Annotated in this window: 13 protein-coding genes; 6 read left to right on the plus strand and 7 right to left on the minus strand. The window is 49.9% G+C overall.

The features are described 5' to 3' along the window. Positions 1 to 53: 53 nt before the first annotated feature. Positions 54 to 2,252 (minus strand): prolyl oligopeptidase family serine peptidase, encoded by a 2,199-nt coding sequence (locus tag AC5FX6_RS18385; protein WP_493598425.1) that lies wholly within the window; start codon positions 2,250 to 2,252, stop codon positions 54 to 56. Positions 2,253 to 2,483: 231 nt separating this feature from the next. Between AC5FX6_RS18385 and AC5FX6_RS18390 the strand changes: the two genes are divergently transcribed. Beyond that, positions 2,484 to 3,140 carry a 2OG-Fe(II) oxygenase gene (locus AC5FX6_RS18390; protein ID WP_493598426.1) on the plus strand — a complete coding sequence of 219 codons (657 nt, stop codon included), beginning with the start codon at positions 2,484 to 2,486 and terminating at the stop codon, positions 3,138 to 3,140. A gap of 14 nt (positions 3,141 to 3,154) precedes the next feature. On the opposite strand, the gene AC5FX6_RS18395 is transcribed toward AC5FX6_RS18390, so the two are convergent. Beyond that, entirely contained in the window at positions 3,155 to 4,156 is a 1,002-nt protein-coding gene (locus AC5FX6_RS18395; RefSeq protein ID WP_493598427.1) for a sugar phosphate nucleotidyltransferase, read from the minus strand. A gap of 167 nt (positions 4,157 to 4,323) precedes the next feature. On the opposite strand from AC5FX6_RS18395, the gene AC5FX6_RS18400 reads away from it, so the two are divergent. From AC5FX6_RS18400 to AC5FX6_RS18415, 4 genes are all read left to right on the plus strand, one after another. Further along, complete coding sequence (locus AC5FX6_RS18400) at positions 4,324 to 4,902, plus strand: LemA family protein (protein WP_493598428.1); 579 nt, start codon at positions 4,324 to 4,326, stop codon at positions 4,900 to 4,902. A 93-nt stretch (positions 4,903 to 4,995) separates the two neighbouring features. Further along, the gene (locus tag AC5FX6_RS18405; RefSeq protein ID WP_493598429.1) at positions 4,996 to 5,433 is read left to right on the plus strand and encodes a TPM domain-containing protein; all 438 of its coding nucleotides are present in this window, start codon (positions 4,996 to 4,998) and stop codon (positions 5,431 to 5,433) included. Positions 5,434 to 5,439: 6 nt separating this feature from the next. Further along, positions 5,440 to 6,210: a TPM domain-containing protein gene (locus tag AC5FX6_RS18410; protein ID WP_493598430.1), complete on the plus strand. Its 771-nt coding sequence runs from the start codon at positions 5,440 to 5,442 to the stop codon at positions 6,208 to 6,210. A gap of 168 nt (positions 6,211 to 6,378) precedes the next feature. Then, positions 6,379 to 9,105, plus strand: a complete 2,727-nt coding sequence (locus AC5FX6_RS18415) for an ATP-binding protein (protein ID WP_493598431.1) — start codon at positions 6,379 to 6,381, stop codon at positions 9,103 to 9,105. Here the strand turns inward: AC5FX6_RS18415 and AC5FX6_RS18420 are convergent. The 3 genes from AC5FX6_RS18420 to AC5FX6_RS18430 form a co-directional block, all read right to left on the minus strand. Continuing rightward, a complete protein-coding gene (locus AC5FX6_RS18420) occupies positions 9,102 to 10,481 on the minus strand; it encodes a sigma-54-dependent transcriptional regulator (RefSeq protein ID WP_493598432.1) in 1,380 nt (459 codons plus the stop codon). The genes AC5FX6_RS18415 and AC5FX6_RS18420 overlap by 4 nt on opposite strands. Before the next feature lie 205 nt (positions 10,482 to 10,686). Further along, a complete protein-coding gene (locus AC5FX6_RS18425) occupies positions 10,687 to 11,256 on the minus strand; it encodes a hypothetical protein (protein WP_493598433.1) in 570 nt (189 codons plus the stop codon). Between the two features lie 204 nt (positions 11,257 to 11,460). Beyond that, positions 11,461 to 12,096 carry a hypothetical protein gene (locus tag AC5FX6_RS18430; RefSeq protein WP_493598434.1) on the minus strand — a complete coding sequence of 212 codons (636 nt, stop codon included), beginning with the start codon at positions 12,094 to 12,096 and terminating at the stop codon, positions 11,461 to 11,463. Positions 12,097 to 12,320: 224 nt separating this feature from the next. Here AC5FX6_RS18430 and polA point away from each other — a divergent pair, with 224 nt between their 5' ends. Further along, positions 12,321 to 15,170 (plus strand): DNA polymerase I, encoded by a 2,850-nt coding sequence (gene polA, locus AC5FX6_RS18435; protein WP_493598435.1) that lies wholly within the window; start codon positions 12,321 to 12,323, stop codon positions 15,168 to 15,170. A gap of 104 nt (positions 15,171 to 15,274) precedes the next feature. Here the strand turns inward: polA and AC5FX6_RS18440 are convergent, their stop codons facing one another. Beyond that, positions 15,275 to 16,597 carry an SGNH/GDSL hydrolase family protein gene (locus AC5FX6_RS18440; RefSeq protein WP_493598436.1) on the minus strand — a complete coding sequence of 441 codons (1,323 nt, stop codon included), beginning with the start codon at positions 16,595 to 16,597 and terminating at the stop codon, positions 15,275 to 15,277. Positions 16,598 to 16,615: 18 nt separating this feature from the next. After that, entirely contained in the window at positions 16,616 to 17,854 is a 1,239-nt protein-coding gene (locus AC5FX6_RS18445) for an OmpP1/FadL family transporter (protein ID WP_493598437.1), read from the minus strand. Between the last annotated feature and the right edge of the window lie 16 nt (positions 17,855 to 17,870).

Raw genomic sequence — 17,870 nt, forward strand, 5'->3', positions numbered from 1 at the left:
ACCGCATTGTTGCAGCACTGGCTTTCCCTAATTTCAAACTTCAGCTGTACCTATTACGGCTGCTGCTTTTTAGCATAAGGGTTTACGCCCATGTTCTTATAGAGGAACGCCCACGTATCAGCCCACTCCTGGATAACGAGTGACGTTGGCTTACCGGCACCGTGACCTGCACGCACGTCGATGCGAATCAGGTATGGGTTGCCCGGTGCGCCTTTGTCCTGCAGCTCAGAGATGAACTTGAAAGAGTGCGCTGGCACGACACGGTCGTCGTGGTCAGCGGTTTTCACCAATGTGGCCGGGTATTTCACGCCTTCTTTGAGGTTGTGCAGCGGAGAGAAGGTATACAGGTTCTTGAACTGTGCTTCGTCTTCAGAAGAACCGTATTCCGGTACCCAAGCCCAACCGATGGTGAACTTGTGGAAACGCAGCATATCCATTACACCCACAGCAGGAACAGCTACCTTGGCCAGCTCAGGGCGCTGCGTCATAAAGGCACCCACCAGCAGACCGCCATTTGAGCCACCGCCTACAGCCAGTTTCTCGCTAGAGGTATACTTGTTGTTGATCAGGTACTCGGCTGCCGCGATGAAGTCGTCGAACACGTTCTGCTTGTTCGGGGTCATACCCGCTTTGTGCCAGTCTTCGCCATACTCACCACCACCACGCAGGTTTGGCATCGCATACACACCGCCATTCTCGAGCCACAGCATATTGGCAATGCTAAAGCTTGGTGTCAGGGAAATGTTAAAGCCGCCATAAGCGTATAGGTAAGTAGGGTTGTTACCATCCAACTTCAGGCCTTTTTTGTGCACGATGAACATCGGCACTTTAGTACCATCCTTAGAGGTATAGAAAACCTGTTTGGTTTCGTACGCTTCGGTATCCACGTCCACTTCGGTCTTGCGGAACAGCGTTACCTTGTTACTAGCCACTTCGTAGCGATAGATGGTTGGCGGGAAGGTAAAGGACGTGAAGGTGAAGAAGGTCTCTTTATCGTCTTTCTCACCAGTGAAGCCACCTACGGTACCAATGGTTGGCAGTTCTACTTTATTCAGTTGCTTGCCGTTAGTGTCATATACCACCACTTCGCTCGATGCGTCTTTCATGTACGAGGCAATAATGCGGCCACCTACCAGCGACACGACGTTCATCACATTCTCGTTTTGCGGCACAATCACTTTCCAGTTCTGCTCCTGTGGCTTTTTCGGGTCGATGAGCACCAGGCGGTAACGGGTAGCATTCTTGTTTGTGCGCACCAACAGCTTATCGCCTACATTATCTACCACATTGTACTCTGACTCAAAATTATCGATAATCGGCTTGATGGTAGATTTCGGATCTGTCAGGTCGCGGTAGTACAGGGCGTTGGCACCGCTGGCACCTTCCGACACGTTCAGAATCAGGAAGCGCTCATCATCAGTGGTCTGGCCGTAGAAGTTGCGGAGTGGCTTGGTTTTGTCTTCGTACACCAATTGGTCCTGGCTCTGTGGCGTACCTATTTTGTGGTAGTATACCTTGTGGTACTCGTTCTTGTTAGCCAGTTTGTTGCCTTCTGTAGGGGCATCGTAACGGCTGTAGAAGAAGCCGTCTTTGTGCCAGCTTGGGCCTGAGAACTTTACCCACTCCACTTTGTCGTCGAGCTTTTTGCCGGTGGCCACTTCCATTACTTCGTACGTGTTCCAGTCAGAACCGCCGCTTGACGTACCGTAGGCTACATACTTCGCGTCTTTGTCAAAAGACAGCGCAGTCAAGGCTACAGTACCGTCATTAGAGAATTTGTTCGGGTCAAGGAATACTTTCGGCTCGCTCTCCAGCGTGTTCTGCACATAAAGCACGCTTTGGTTCTGCAGACCGTCGTTCTTATAGAAGTAGTATTTGCCGCCCTTCTTAAACGGTGCGCCATACTTCGGATAATTCCAGATCTTGGTCAGGCGCTCCTTGATCTGGTCACGAAACTCAATGCCATCCAAATAGTTGAAGGTCACTTTGTTTTGTGCCTCTACCCATTGGTCTACTTCCTCGTTGTGAGTTTCGAGCCAGCGGTACGGGTCGGCCACCTTTGTTCCGAAGTAATCATCGGAGTGGTCTACTTTCTTGGTTTCAGGATAATTCAGTTGGGTTTCAGCCGTTGCAGTGGCTGCGGTAGTCGTTTCGGTATTCATGCCTGTGGCGGTACTCTCGGTTTGGGTGGATTTGCAGGCCGAGACAGCGGTCAGGCCGCCTGCCAGCAAAAGAACAGTTGTCTTTTTCATAATAGCTTTGCCTATTGATTTGTTTGGTTTAGGTATAGCAAGGAACTAAGATACGCATTTTATACAAATTACAGCAAAAGCCACTTTGAGAGCGCATACGGGGGTACTTATCTTCTTGCTTTATTATCAGCCGGTTCCGGCCAAAAAATCTTTATGGGCAACGTATACAAGCGATGCGTCTGCGACTTACATTTGCTGGCTTTTTACACAGAGGTTTTTATTCAGATTTAGATGATAGAAGAAGTAGAAGAGGAGAAGTTGTTACAGAAGTTCGAACAGATAGCCGACCGCCTATCTGATAAGGGCTATGCGATCATCGATAACTTTCTGGAGCCCGAAGAGGTGCGCAATTTGCTGGAGGTGCTGCAGCACCATCAGGAACAGGGCACCTTCAAAAAAGCAGGTATAGGCACCGCCGACCAGTTCACGGTAGACAAGCAGGTGCGCGGCGACTATATCCGCTGGATTGAGCCATCGCAGGCGCTACCACCCACGCAGGTGTTTCTGGACCGCATGCACGAGGTGATGCGCTACATTAACCGTACCTGCTTTCTGGGCCTCAAAGACTTCGAATTTCATTTTACGGTATATCCGCCGGGCACTGTATACCAGCGCCACCTCGATCAGTTCCAGACTAACGATCACCGGCGCCTGTCATTTATCTGCTACCTGAACGAAGACTGGAAGCCTGAGAATGGCGGCAACCTGCGCCTATACCTGCCCAAAGAAGATGGCTCAGAAGAAGAGGTGGATGTGCTGCCCATTGCCGGCCGTCTCGCCTGTTTCCGTGCCGATATCATTCCGCACGAGGTGTTGGCTGCCAACCGCCATCGTTACAGCCTCACCGGCTGGATGCTGGACCAGCTCAATGAACTGACGTTTTTGTAGGAGAAGCAACGCAGTTACTGCGCAAAGTTAATCTCTGTGCTGTCGCCGATGTTAAGACTGTGGCTAAGTCCTTTGAAACTGGCGTCGCTCCCTATAATGGAATCGTGCATCACAGCATTCTGGAGCTCAGAATAAGCCCCAATGATAGAGTTGCTCAGCGAAGAACGTGAGATGGTGGTATTATCACCGATTGCCACGTTAGGTCCGATGATAGAGTGTGTGATGTTGCAGTTAGCGCCAATGCTCACCGGCGGAATGATAATGTTGCCTGGGTATACGGTAGAATAATCCAGCTCGCGGAAGCGGGGGTGGCGCAGCAGTTTAGCATTGGCTTCCAGCAATGTCTCTTTGCGGCCGCAGTCAAACCAGTTGTCCACGTTCCAGGTAACCATTTTCTCGCCCTGCCGGATCATGTGCATCAAGGCATCCGTGAGGTGGTACTCGTTATGCGTGCGTATACCTTCGGTGATGATATGCTCCAGGGAGCTGACCAGCTTTTCAGGCTTCATGATCTTATAGAGCCCCACTAACGCAAAGTTAGACTTCGGAATTTTCGGCTTCTCGACCAGCTTCACGATGTATTCGTCATTACCGACCTCCGTCACTCCAAACAGCGAAGGCTTGGCTACTTTCTTGACACCTAACACCGATTGAGGAGTTGCGATGATGGCGGGCAAATCAGCCTCTACAATATTGTCACCGAGCATGATGAGCACGCTGTCTTCGTGGCGATACGTTTCGCGCGCGATCCAGAGGGCGTGCCCTAAACCTTCACGCGGCTCCTGCACTACAAACTGAGCCTTGATCTCCGGATATTTCTGCCGCACGTAGTTTTCCACCTTGTCGCCGAGGTAGCCGATGATGAACACATAATCCTGAACGCCAGCCTGAATCAGCCGTTCCACAATGTGCCCCAGTATAGTATTATCAGCCACCGGCACCAACGACTTAGGCTGGGTATGCGTGTGCGGACGGAGTTTAGAACCAACACCAGCAACAGGAATAACGACTTTCATACACTACACTTTTTCAGCAATATAGTGATTTCTGATTAGAATTTTTAGGATCAGGAGCTGCTGAATGGCGTTTTAACGATTTCACAACGTCATTACATGTTTTCCGTAATCATATCGCCTAGCAATTTGTACATTGCAACGTATACAAACCATACCCTTCCATAAACATGAAAAAAATCTTCTTTTACCTGATCGGCTTCATCGTGCTAGCTTCACAATCATCTTGTGGTTACAATACGATGGTGCAAAAAGACGAGACTGTAGAAACCGCCTGGGCTAACGTGCAGAACGCCTACCAGCGCCGCGCTGACCTCATACCGAATTTGGTAAATACTGTGAAAGGCGCTGCCAACTTCGAGCGTGAAACACTTGAGAGCGTAATCAACGCCCGCGCAAAAGCAACCAGCGTACAGCTCAGTGCCGATGATTTGACCCCGGAAAACCTGCAGCGTTTCCAGGCTGCGCAGAATGAACTGGGAGGAGCGCTGAGTCGCTTGCTCGTTTCAGTGGAACGCTATCCGGAGCTTAAAGCCAATCAAAACTTCCTGGAACTACAGGCACAGCTTGAGGGCACAGAAAACCGCATTTCAGTGGAGAGGCGGAAATTCAACGAAGCTGTACAGGACTATAACACAACAGTACGCTCCTTCCCGAACAACCTGATGGCCGGTATCTTCGGCTTCGAACGAAAAGGCCATTTCCAAGCCGACCCAGGCGCTGAAAGAGCGCCTACGGTGCAGTTTTAGAGTTATAAATTGCTGATTGTTAGTTGTTGGCTGCTTTCACTGTGAGCGTAAGAACAATTGACAATCAGCAATAAACCATCAACAATTCTAGTCATGCCTAAAGATACCATAACTGACGCGGATGAGAAGGTCATCATGGAGGCCATTCAGGAGGCGGAGCGCAATACATCCGGCGAGATACGTGTGCACATTGAGAACCACTGCAAAGGCGATGTGCTCGACCGTGCTACCGAAGTATTTGCGCAGTTACACATGCACCTGACCAAGCAGCGCAACGGCGTGCTGTTCTATGTGGCCATCAAAGATCATCAGTTTGCTGTGTTAGGTGATGCCGGCATCAATGCGATCGTGCCTGACCATTTTTGGGAAGATATCACCGCCGAGGTCATTGCCCACTTCAAGAAAAACGAGTATGCCGCCGGTCTGGCCAAAGGCGTCATTATGGCTGGCGAACAACTCAGATCACACTTCCCTTACGACGACAAAGGTGACCTTAACGAACTGAGCGACGATATTTCGTTCGGAAAATAACACATCATGAAACGACCCATTCTGTTCCTATACCTTGTACTGATCACCACCTTGGCTGTAGCCCAAAGCAGCGATTTTCCACCGCGACCTAACCCACCGCGTTTGGTAAACGACCTTGCCGGCATACTAAGCCAGGGAGAAATAGAGTCATTGGAACAGAAACTGGTCAACTACAACGACACCACTTCTACTCAGATCGCAATTGTCACAATCAAATCCATTGGCGACTACGACGCAAACCAATACGCCGCAGAGCTCGGGGAGCGCTGGGGTGTAGGTGGTAGCAAAAACGACAACGGCCTGGTTATACTGGTTGCCCTGAACGAACGCAAGGTAGCCATCCAGACTGGCTATGGCATGGAGCACATTATACCGGATGCCATCGCCAAACGCATTACAGAACGCACTCTCAAACCCAACTTTCAGCAAGGCGAGTTCTACAAAGGACTTAATGAAGCGACCAACCTGATCATCAGCCTGGCTAGTGGCGAATACCAGGCCGATCCGCAAGCCAGCAGCGGTGAAGACGATGGCCCTTCTTTACTTACAATCATCATCATTGTCATGGTACTGGTGTTTGTTATGTCACGCTTCAAAGGCGGTGGCGGCAGAGGAGGCCGCGGTGTACGTACTTTGGGCGGCCCTATACTTGGACCTGGCTCGTTTGGCACTTTCCGCACCGGTGGTGGCATGTTCGGAGGCGGTGGCGGCGGAGGCGGCTTCGGCGGCTTCGGAGGTGGCTCATTTGGCGGCGGCGGAGCAAGCAGCAGCTGGTAAGCAAGTTATACCTACGGGTGGCTCCTCCCAGATACAAGCGAAAGATTATTTGCAAAAATTCGCTAGAGCAGCACCTCAAAGAGCATATGAATCTGACTTTCTTGTCGTTACAGAAAGTATAGCTCCCCAAAAATCTCTATCTTTGCGAGTAGAGGGGAATCTGCGCGTATGAAAATAAACAACGAAAACATTAAATCGAAGGTAGTCATCGGCTTCACGCTGGCACTTTCGGTGGTGGTTTTTGCCATTTACCTGACTTATAACAGCTTCACCCAGCTGCTCACTTCTGTGAATGTACTGGCCGAGCCGAATGCCAAGCTAGCCAAACTGCAACACACCCTCGCCGACATTGCCACGGCAGAAAGCGCCATCCGCGCTTATACCCTGACTACTGAAGACAAGCACTTCCGGGAGTACCTCGATAACCTGGGCAACATCAACAGTCAACTCGACTCGCTTTGCAGCCTGATGCAGGATAACCCCAACGAACTGGCTCAGATTGACTCGGTTTCTACGTTGTTACTGGCTCAGAAAAAGAGCCTGGAGGAACACGTAAGTAAGAAAAGACAACAGCGCGGCAACAATGCCTATACTGACAAAGCGCTGAAGAAAATCGCCTCTGCGGCTTCCCAACAGTCTGCGACTACCACCATCAACCAGCGCACTAAAACTACCATATCGGACAGGCTGGCCTATAATACAGACTCTGCTCAAAGCAGTCCTGCGCAGCCTGAAACAAAGAAAGGAATACTGAACAAACTCTTTGGAAAGCGCACCGAGACGAAGCAGCAGGAATCCCCTCAGCCCGTTGTAGTACCACAGATTAATGTAAAGCAGGAATATAGCGCAGATACTAACAAGGTAGCTTCCACGAATGTAGCATCCATCGCCAAAGTGCGTGTCGTACTTAAAGATGTGGAGCGGGAGTTGCAGCAACAGCAGGAAGCCATGGTAGCCAAAGAACTGGCACTACTCCAGAAGGATAAGCAGATCATGGATCAGGTGCGTCGCATGGTCTATGACCTGGAACGCTATGAGCTGCAGCAGGCCCGTTTAAATGCAGCAAGGGCACAGGAAGTCGCCAAAGAAACATCGCTTGTTTTATTGCTGGTCGGCATCTTCGGTTTGGCCAGCGGCATTGCCTTTATTTTGATAATTCTGCGCGACCTCACCCGAAGCAGCAAGTACAAGGCGGAGCTGAAGCGCTCCCGAAAGGAGGCCATTCAGCTGGCTCGTGCCAAAGAGGCTTTTGTGGCCAACATCAGTCACGAGATTCGTACGCCCCTTAACGTGGTGCTGGGCTTTTCTGAACAGCTCGGCCATACCCAGCTACAGGACCAACAGCATGAGCACCTGCAAGCCATACACGGGGCAGGCCAGCATTTGCTGCATATCGTAAACGACGTTCTGGATCTTTCGAAGCTGGAAGCCGGCAAGCTACACTTGCACATGGCGCCTTTCGAGATGAAACAACTCCTGACAGAAGTAGAACGCACCTTCCGACTTAAAGCCAGCACCAAAGGCATAGGCTTCAGCTGCTCCATTGACGACGAATTGAACGGCCACCTATTGGGTGACCCGCTGCGGCTTCGTCAGGTACTTTTCAACTTAGTAGATAATGCCATCAAGTTCACCCACGATGGGGAGGTACAGGTAATCTGTAAGCTTAAGTCGCAACGCCGTGGTCGCGTTGTAGTGCTGATCGAGGTTTCTGATACAGGTATAGGTATACCGATGGAGCAAACTGCGCATGTGTTCGGGGAGTTCAATCAGGCCGATGACTCCATTATCCGGAAGTACGGAGGTACGGGACTGGGGCTGTCTATCAGCAAGAAGCTCGTGGAGATGCAGGAAGGCTCGCTAACTCTTCGCAGCGTACCTAATCAGGGTACCACGTTCAGCATCGTACTTCCGATGCAGCGGGTAGCCGCCCCTGAACTTGAAGCTATACCTCAATCGCAACTATCTGCTACCGATGTATTGGCTAACAAAGCGGTACTGGTGATCGACGACGATGCTTACAGCCGCACCTTGTGCCAGCTGATACTGACCCGAAGAGGAATGCAGGTCACACTGGCCAACGACGGACAGGAGGCTTTGCAATTGATCAAAGAGAAGAAGTTTGACATTGTGCTTACCGACATCCAGTTGCCGGGCATGAGCGGAAAGGCCGTAGCCAGAGCGATCCGTAAAGAGAATGCCACGATACCTATCATGGCGCTCACGGCCAACATCATGAGCAGCAACAAACGCTTCTTTGCTAAAACAGGTATCTCAGAACACTTACTCAAGCCCTTCACCGAACAGGACCTTTACCTGAAGCTCAGCAAAGCGTTGTCGGCTCAGGCTATACCTGAAACAGCAACTGCAACTGAGGACACTATTGAAACTGAAGGTATAGGTATAGGTATAGGTATAGGTATACCTAATAACGAAGACATAGCAGGAACAGAAGGTATAGCTGCCAGAGAAGAGATAACTGAAACAGAAACTTCAGCGACAAAACAGGTAAACGAGCCTATACCTGCTATCTATACCTTAGACGAGCTGCGTACTTTTGTGGGAGATGATCAGGAGGCACTATGGGATATTGTAGAGGTGTTGATAGCGGATAATCGCCGCAACCTGGCGCAACTGGAAAGCGCAGCGGCAGCTTCTGAATGGAATCAGGCAGGTGAACTGGCCCATAAGATGAAAACCGCTTTCCGACATCTGCAGGCCCATGCCGTGCTGCCCTCTATTGATGCACTCGAGCAAGTCCTGCACCAGCCGGGCCTGCCAACTGACAGCCTCCCATCTATAGCCAAAGAACTGCAGTACGAAGCTACCCTTGTGCTCACAGCACTAGAAAAAGAACTAAGCCAACGCCAAAAGCCCGAAGAAGCCGCCGCTTAGGCTTCAATGTTATACTGGCGCATTTTGTTGTAGAGCGTCTTGCGGTCTATGTTAAGTAGTCGGGCTGCTTTGGATTTGTTGTACTTGACACGCTCCAGCATTTCGAGGATCAGCTCTTTCTCGCTTCGCTCCGTTGCAGTGCGCAGATCTGTGACAGGCAGTACCACCTGTGTAGCATCTGGTTGCGCTACGATACCAGTTGGTTCAGGTATGTGGTAGGCAATCTCAGGTGGCAGATCATCAAGTGTTATTTCGTTGCCTTTAGCCAGCAGCACAGCCCGCTTCACCACATTCTTCAATTCACGCAAATTTCCCGGCCAGCTATACCTCTCCAAAGCCATGATCACACCGGTATCAAAACCTGCTATGGTTCGCTCTAGTTCATGGTTAGCTACCTGCAAAAAGTGATTGGCAAACTGCATGATATCCGCAATGCGGTCGCGGAGTGGGGAAATGTTGATCTTGAATTCGTTGAGGCGGTGGTATAGGTCTTCACGGAACTCGCCCTTGCTCACGGCCTGTACCAAGTCTTCGTTAGTGGCCACGATGATGCGCACATCTACGTCGAGGTCAGTGTTGCTGCCGATCTTGCGCACTTTGCGCTCCTGTATGGCCCGGAGTAGTTTCACTTGTATCTCATAAGAGAGGTTGCCGATCTCATCCAGGAAGAGTGTGCCGCCATTGGCTGCTTCAAATTGCCCTTCCTTATCACCCATGGCGCCAGTAAATGAGCCTTTCACATGGCCAAACAGTTCGCTACCGGCCAGTTCTTTAGATAAAGCACCGCAATCGATGGCCACAAACGGCTTATCGTGGCGCTTGCTGCGCTGGTGTATCTTTCGGGCCACATACTCCTTGCCGGTACCACTCTCGCCTTCTATGATCACCGACATACTGGTAGGCGCAATCAGGGCGATGTACTCTTCCAGCTGGGTAGACTGCGGACTGGCACCTTTCACGAAAGTAAATCCGCCTTGCGCAGGTATAGCCGGTTTCGTCGCAACGCTGCCTTCACGGCCGTATGTCAGGGCTTTGCGAATGGTCAGCAACGTCTCATCCGGGTTGATCGGCTTGGCCAGGTACTCGAATGCCCCCATCTTAATGGCCTTCACGGCTGTGCGGATGTCGGCATAGTGCGTCATCAGAATAACAGGCACGTTGGTATCCAGCACCCGGATCTGCTCGAGCAGTTCCAGTCCATTTTTGTCGGGTAGTCTGAAGTCGGTCAGAATCAGATCGAAGGTATCGGCTTTAATCTGATGGAGGCCTTCACCGGCGGTAAAGGCAGTTTTGACCTCGTACTGCTGGCGCTTCAAAAACGTGCTCAGCATGAGGCAAAAGGTAGGATCGTCGTCGATTAAGAGAATCTTGGGCATAATCTTTAGCAATATACACAACCGGAGGGCAGGGGGGAAATTTTGCCTCGAAAATCGTATTCCGGCGAGCATTCCGACTGTTTACCGAAAAGCAGCTGCCAAGGTTAGGTATAAATACAAAGGGCAAGGTATAAAACAGAAGAGCCCCCGCATGGCGGAGGCTCGTTCCATGATATTAGGGTCGCTAATATCTAATCTATGTGGCTTATTTTTGGTCGCGGATAACGTTGCCTTGTTCATCAATACGCACTTTAGCACTTTGCTGCTGTTCGTTAGTGAAGAAGACCTCGTACATTGTTTTGGCACCCTGGCCTTGCGCATTTGCCTGTGCAGTGGTGTTCTGCGCGTTTTGGTTAGCCTGCTCAGCACGGTTTTCCATACCTTGCGCATTGGCACCACCAGCGTTTGCATTAGGTGTTAAGCGGAACACTTCCACAATTTGCCAGCTGCTGAAAGTAGCTGCTGAGAGCGTCTGCTTAACTGGCTCCGGAAGTTCTTCCTGTGTAATAGCTTCACGCTTCACATTTTCTTCCTTTGCTTCAGGCTGAGTTTGAGTCTGCGTTTCAGTAGTTACTTGCGTCTCAGTCTGTACTTGCTTTTCATAGTTTACCTGATTTTCAGTTTCAGCCTGCGTTTCAGTTTCCACTTCAGTAGTTTGCTCTACTTTCTGCTTATTCTTTGACTTCTTCTTGTTCTTATCAGTCTGTGCACTGGCGTCAAGTGAGGCAAAGCCAAACAAAGCAATGGCTGCTGCCAGGTAGGTTATTTTTTTCATAGTTTTATTCTGTCGCTCAAATTTACTTTTTCATCAAGCCTATTAGTCAAAACTATGCCAAAACCATATATTCTATCTAACAGCCTAATATACAGTTAATTACACAATATACAGAAACTCCCCAACCTGTGGAATTCGCAGTGAGGTGTAGCGAAAATTCCACAGGTTGGGGAGTGAAACTGGGTAATCAGGTATGTACAGCGATTAAGATGCCCCTAGTAGCAGAGCCAACACGATCAGGGAGCCGAACCCTATGCCAAAGCCAGTCGCAGCTTTTCCAACTTTACGTTTGTGAGCCTGCTTTTTGAATGACTCTCGGTATACCGGCTCTTTCATCATTTGATAGTTCGGGTAAAATATGTCATCTACATTGGGAGGAACAGCAGCTGTTACGATACCTGTCACCAGGCCTACAGGAGGAAAAAGGAAAGTAGTACCGGCTGTAGCCCAAAGCGGCCCCTGTCCTTTGTAATACAAAAGTGCATCGTGACGCCCCTGGTACATCAGCTCTTCAGCCGTGTACTTGCGGGTCGACGTTGCACCTGAAGGAGAAACAGATGCTGAGGCATACTCGTCGTTGCTATGCGGCAGCTGATTGAGCTGTTGCTGAGATGGGGCGGTAGCCAGTTGCATAGAGGCGACCTCGTTCCGGAGCACAAATCGCAAAGGCCCTCTTTCTTCGCTTAGCATACGGTAGTGGATCGTGTCTTCCCCCACCTTCACAATTTTTCCGATTACTTCTTCACCGCTTTTTTTAACGATCAGATCCTGGCTGTAGCCAAGCATGGCGGTCAGTAAGAAACATACACTTAGTACCGCTCTTTTCCATGTCAGATGCATTATCACTCTCTTTTGGTTTTAATTAAGTTTATTTTCAATTCTGGAAAAGGAAGATACAAAGACTATTCCATTTATTGTTGAATCACTATATTTTATTTTCATAATCAAAAACAAATCTCGATAGTGAAATCGCCGATAGCGTATAAAGCCGGTACAACATGAAGTTGGTGCCCGCACGCTGTAAGAAATTTGCAAAGCAGGACGGCAGCCTATACCTTTATAATATGAGCGAACCACGTAAAAAATTATTCCTGTTAGACGCAATGGCCCTGATCTATCGGGCGCATTTCGCCTTCAGCAAAAATCCACGCATTAACTCCAAAGGCATGAACACCGGTGCTGTGCTGGGCTTTACCAACACACTGGTGGAGGTGCTTCAAAAAGAAAGACCGACCCACATTGGCGTCGCGTTTGACTCCGCCGCCAAGACCTTCCGCCACGACAGCTTCGCAGAATATAAGGCCAACCGCCAGGCTATGCCCGAAGATATTTCGCTGGCTATACCATACTGCAAAAAGATAGTCGAGGCCTTCAACATACCTGTGCTCATCATGGATGGCTACGAAGCTGATGACATCATCGGCACCATGGCCTGCCGTGCCGAGAAACAGGACTTCGACGTGTACATGATGACGCCTGACAAGGACTATTGTCAATTGGTGACTGAGCACGTCTTCCTATACAAACCGGCTTTCCTGGGTAATGCCGTAGAGGTATGGGATATCGCTAAAGTACTCGAGAAGTGGGAAATTGAGCGTGTAGAGCAGGTGATTGACATACTCGGTCTCCAGGGCGATGCCGTGGATAACATACCAGGTATACCGGGCATCGGCGAAAAAACTGCCAAATCACTTATTCAGCGATTCGGCTCTGTGGAGAACCTGATTGCCAACGCTGATCAGCTCAAAGGCAAGCAGAAAGAGAACGTGGTGAACTTTGCAGAACAAGGTATGATGTCCAAAGAGCTGGCCACGATCCACTGCGACGTGCCCGTGCCGTTTAGCGCCGAAGCCCTGCACTACGATGGCCCCAACGAAGAGCAGCTAGCTGAGCTGTTTGCTGAACTGGAATTCCGTCAGCTGATGCAGCGTGTTCTGGGTATCTCCATGGCAGAAGCGCCAGCCGCTAAAATAGCCACCAGACGCGGCAAGCCCGCTAACCAGCAGCAAACCTCATTGTTCGATATGGCAACTGCTGCGGACTCCACTGTGGCCGACGACAACGGTGCAGCCACTACAGAGCAGGTTCCGTTTGAGCGCTTTAACAATACGCTGCAGGACTATCACCTGATCGACACCCCAGCGCTGCGCCAAAGCCTGATCCGTTACCTGCAAAAGCAACAGGAGATTTCCTTTGACACCGAAACAAGCAGCATCGATCCGATTACGGCCAAGCTGGTAGGTATGTCTTTTAGCTACCTGCCAGGAGAAGCCTATTATGTGCCTGTGCCCCTCGATAACGAAGAAGAGGCCATGCGTATAGTTGCTGAGTTTAAAGATGTATTAGAGAATACTAACATTGCCAAAATTGGTCAGAACATCAAGTACGACATATTGGTGATGAAGAATTACGGCGTTGAGGTGAGCGGCCCGATATTCGACACCATGCTGGCACACTACCTGCTGGAACCCGAAATGCGCCACGGCATGGATGTGCTGGCCGAAACGTACCTGAACTACAGCCCTATACCTATTACTGACCTGATCGGCCCTAAAGGCAAGAACCAGATCACGATGGCTGACCTGAAACCAGAGCAGGTGAAGGACTATGCCTGCGAAGACGCCGATATTACGCTCCGCCTGAAACGCTACTTCGAACCATTGCTGCAAGAGCAGGGACTCATGAAGTTGTTCAATGATGTGGAGAATCCGCTGGTGCAGGTGCTGGCAGGTATAGAGAAAGAAGGTATCTCCATCGATGCCAATGCACTGGCTGACATTTCACTCCTGCTCGAGCAGGAGATCAAAGGTATAGAGACCCGCATTTTTGAACTGGCTGACACAGATTTTAACATTGGGTCGCCTAAGCAACTTGGGGAAGTACTCTTTGATAAGATGGGGTTACATGGCAAAGCCAAAATCAAAAAGACGAAGACCGGTCAGTATGCTACCGGGGAGGAAATTCTCTCTAAACTCGCAGGTGAGCACGAGATCGTCCGCCTGATACTGGACCACCGGGAGCTCTCCAAGCTAAAGTCTACTTACGTGGATGCGCTGCCTCAGCTGGTTTGCGAACTAGACGGCCGCGTGCATACCTCCTTCAACCAGGCAGTAACAGCTACAGGTCGCTTGAGCTCTACCAACCCGAACCTGCAGAACATCCCGATCCGAACGGAGCGCGGACGGGAGATCCGTAAGGCTTTTGTACCGCGCGATAGCAAGCACCTGATCATCTCGGCTGACTACTCTCAGATCGAACTGCGCATCATGGCTGACTTCAGCGGCGACCCAACCATGAAAGAGGCTTTCCGAAACGGGCTCGACATTCATGCCTCTACAGCCAGCAAAGTGTTTCACGTGCCACTTGACCAGGTAGACAGCGAAATGCGCCGCAAAGCCAAAACGATCAACTTCGGCATCATCTACGGTATATCAGCCTTCGGCCTTTCGGAGCGCTTAGGTATACCGCGCCGCGAAGCCGTTGATATCATTGAAGCATACTTTGCAGAGTTTCCGGCTGTGAAAGAGTACATGGACAGCGCCATTGAGAAAGGTCGTGAGCAGGAGTATGTGGAAACCCTATTGGGCCGCCGCCGCTATCTCCGTGATATCAACTCCCGCAATGCCACAGTGCGCGGCTTTGCCGAGCGTAACGCTGTAAATGCTCCTATTCAGGGCACCGCGGCCGACATCATCAAGATCGCGATGATCAACATACACGATTACCTCCGTCACGAGAACCTGAACACCCGCATGATTCTACAGGTCCACGATGAACTCCTGTTCGACGCTCCAAAAGAGGAAGTGGACATTGTGACGCCAAAGATCGTGGAGCTCATGACCAATGCCCTGCCACTGAGCGTGCCAATGGAAGTAGGCTTAGGCGTAGGACAGAATTGGCTGGAGGCGCATTAAGGTATAGCGCTATACCTGCTGATATTTAGAATTACCTTATAAAACAAGAAAGGCGCCTTCCCTGATGGAAGGCGCCTTTCTTGTTTTATAAGGTGCTATACCTGTTACTTTGGAAACTGTACTGTGCGGTACTGTGTTTCGTCGGTCTTAGGTATACGCGCGTTGAACTTCTTGTTGATATCATCAATAATCTTGTTCGCTACAATAGCATAGCCGCGTGGAGTTAAGTGCACACCGTCAAGCGAGAACAGGTTGCCCGTGATGAAAGCAGGTGAGTAAGCCACTGCGTTGATGTTTAACTGAGGTCTGCCATCACGCATCTGAACAGAATTGAAGAAAGCGTTCATGTCTACAAGGCCGATGTTGGCATTTGCCTTGGAAGCGATCGCCTGGTTGAAACGTCGGGTTGCATCTTTCACCAGTGCCACTTCATCTTTATCAAGCACTTCGTTGTTACGTAGCGGATTAAACTGGCTGAAACCGTGAGGAATAGTCATAGCTCCCACCTGCTCTGGTGTACCTACTGTAGAGGTTAGTAACACGTAGTCCTCAACAGTTGCTACACGCACAGTACCGTTGCCTTGTGTAATGTAAAGGCTTGTATTTGCTGCAGTAGCCATTTGCATCAGCATTGGCGTAGCTTTAGTTGTAAAGAAAGGTATACCTGTAACATCAGGAATGTTGATGACCATACCTTTTACACCATCTTTAGCCAAAGCTGTCATCATGGCGTTCAGGTTCGTCTCAAATGTATTCTGAGCTGTAATAGTACCCAAACCACCTGACGTAGCAAAACCTAACACGTCGTTGTTACCTAACCACATAGTGAAGAAAGTAGGGTTTGATGCCGCTACAAAATCAACGTAAGGAGTAAGCGAGCCACTTCTTGGTGGTACAGGATCATTCGCCAACAGGCGCTCATAGAATGGGTTAAAGCCCAGTGGGTTGTTCCAGCCATAACCAGGAGTGGTTACATCAGACATTCTGATGCCTGGTATACCTAGGTTCTGAACTGGTTCTGTATACTTGGTTAGCAGATTAGTTGAGTTGTCCATACCTCTACCGCGTACAGCTACATCTGTAGTTACTTGCGATAATATAGGTGACCCTGACGCATCGAAGCCAGTCAAACGTAGGTAACCTGAGCCATTGCGTTGAGCTTCTGTAAAGAGTGGCTGTGTGAATGTGCCACCGCCCACTTGCTGAAACTGCTCCGCCATGATAGCAGGATAGGAGTTAAGTTGTCCCTCGCGGTACAAGCCACCGTCAGCAAATCCAGCTGTGAGCGAGTTACCTACAGCTACATACTTGGTTAGGTTTAACTCACCTGCACTTGGATTTCCTCCATCAATCTCCGGGTCGCAGCTTGTTAAGAACATACCAGCCATCAAGGCCAGTACACTCGATTTATAGAAAAACTTTTTCATATACTTAAGAAAAGGAAATTAGAATTTAAAGTTAAGACCGATGCCAGGGATGTAGGCTACTGCCTTGAATGTACCAGGTATACCACCAGACAGGTTAGCGGCGTCTGTTCTTTCTTTTCTATTGATATAAAGGAAAGATGCATCGATACTGATACTTTCAGAAACATTGTAACCAATACCTGCAGAAAGACCACGAGAGTCAGAGTCCGGGGTTTCTGGTGTCAGGTAACCGTCTTGCACTGGAGTCTTGTCCAGGTAAGCACCAGCACGTAAGGCCAGTGCATCGTTTACCATGTACTCACCACCTATACGGTAAATGAAGGTGTTCTCATAATTTCGGGCAGCTTCAGATGAAGGGCTTCCGGCTACGGGTTGGCTAAAGTCGAAGCGGAGTCTCTCGTAAGCACTCCAACCTACATGGCTCACGTCAGCAGCCAATGTCAGTCTCTCGTTTGGCTTAAAGCCTATACCTACTGATAGGGTGGAAGGCATCGGAAGTTCTGCGTTGAAAGTAGTACCATCCGGGAAGTTGCCACGAGCAGCGGCTGGAATGTTGCTGAACATCACATCACCACCTTCTACACTTATGTCCACTTTAGAGCGGTAGTTTACACCGATAGAAAACTTCTCAGTTGGCTGGAAGAAGATACCTGCGTTGAAGCCGAATGCCGACTCTGCGTTGCCATCCAGTTCGATGCCACCTTCTGTTCCGTCCTGGTTCTGCACAGGTACGCTACGCTGAAGGTTTACACTGCCTGCCACGTATGTAAGGCCAACCCCTATACCAAGTTTATCAGTGATAGCGTAGCTTACGGTAGGCTGCACGTAAATAGCCTGCAGTTTCAGCTGGTTCAAGCCAAATCGGCCGTTCCACTCATCACCCCAGTTCACCGTGCTACCGAAAGGCGTGTATACACCAAGACCGGCAGAAAATTTCTCGTTTATGTTGTAAACTCCATATACCTGAAAAGGAGTACCCAATGGGTTGTCAGTACGGGCTGTAACGCCGGCAGACTCAGGAGCTGAGTAGGCAATCTTGGAGACAAGCGCACTACCGCCTATCGTTACGCCACTGTAGCCTAAATGGCTCATGGCACCAGGGTTGAAGAAAATGCTGGACGTACCTGTTACCAGACCTGTGCCCGTATGGCCCATGCCGATCTGGCGCTGGCTTGCCAGGTTCACCTGGTATCCTCCGGCCATGGCTGTACCCGAAATAAGGGCGCTACCTAATAAGGCTAAGATTTTGCTTTTCATAAAATGCGACTTGTTT

The sequence above is a fragment of the Pontibacter sp. LHS2 genome (assembly GCF_058932845.1).

Bases quoted from the DNA above. Each gene is read 5' to 3' on its own strand.
- AC5FX6_RS18415 (WP_493598431.1), top strand. From the start codon at position 6,379: ATGAAAATAAACAACGAAAACATTAAATCGAAGGTAGTCATCGGCTTC.
- AC5FX6_RS18420 (WP_493598432.1), bottom strand. From the start codon at position 10,481: ATGCCCAAGATTCTCTTAATCGACGACGATCCTACCTTTTGCCTCATG.
- AC5FX6_RS18395 (WP_493598427.1), bottom strand. From the start codon at position 4,156: ATGAAAGTCGTTATTCCTGTTGCTGGTGTTGGTTCTAAACTCCGTCCG.
- AC5FX6_RS18390 (WP_493598426.1), top strand. From the start codon at position 2,484: ATGATAGAAGAAGTAGAAGAGGAGAAGTTGTTACAGAAGTTCGAACAG.
- AC5FX6_RS18430 (WP_493598434.1), bottom strand. From the start codon at position 12,096: ATGCATCTGACATGGAAAAGAGCGGTACTAAGTGTATGTTTCTTACTG.
- AC5FX6_RS18440 (WP_493598436.1), bottom strand. From the start codon at position 16,597: ATGAAAAAGTTTTTCTATAAATCGAGTGTACTGGCCTTGATGGCTGGT.
- AC5FX6_RS18405 (WP_493598429.1), top strand. From the start codon at position 4,996: ATGCCTAAAGATACCATAACTGACGCGGATGAGAAGGTCATCATGGAG.
- AC5FX6_RS18410 (WP_493598430.1), top strand. From the start codon at position 5,440: ATGAAACGACCCATTCTGTTCCTATACCTTGTACTGATCACCACCTTG.
- polA (WP_493598435.1), top strand. From the start codon at position 12,321: ATGAGCGAACCACGTAAAAAATTATTCCTGTTAGACGCAATGGCCCTG.
- AC5FX6_RS18400 (WP_493598428.1), top strand. From the start codon at position 4,324: ATGAAAAAAATCTTCTTTTACCTGATCGGCTTCATCGTGCTAGCTTCA.
- AC5FX6_RS18425 (WP_493598433.1), bottom strand. From the start codon at position 11,256: ATGAAAAAAATAACCTACCTGGCAGCAGCCATTGCTTTGTTTGGCTTT.
- AC5FX6_RS18445 (WP_493598437.1), bottom strand. From the start codon at position 17,854: ATGAAAAGCAAAATCTTAGCCTTATTAGGTAGCGCCCTTATTTCGGGT.
- AC5FX6_RS18385 (WP_493598425.1), bottom strand. From the start codon at position 2,252: ATGAAAAAGACAACTGTTCTTTTGCTGGCAGGCGGCCTGACCGCTGTC.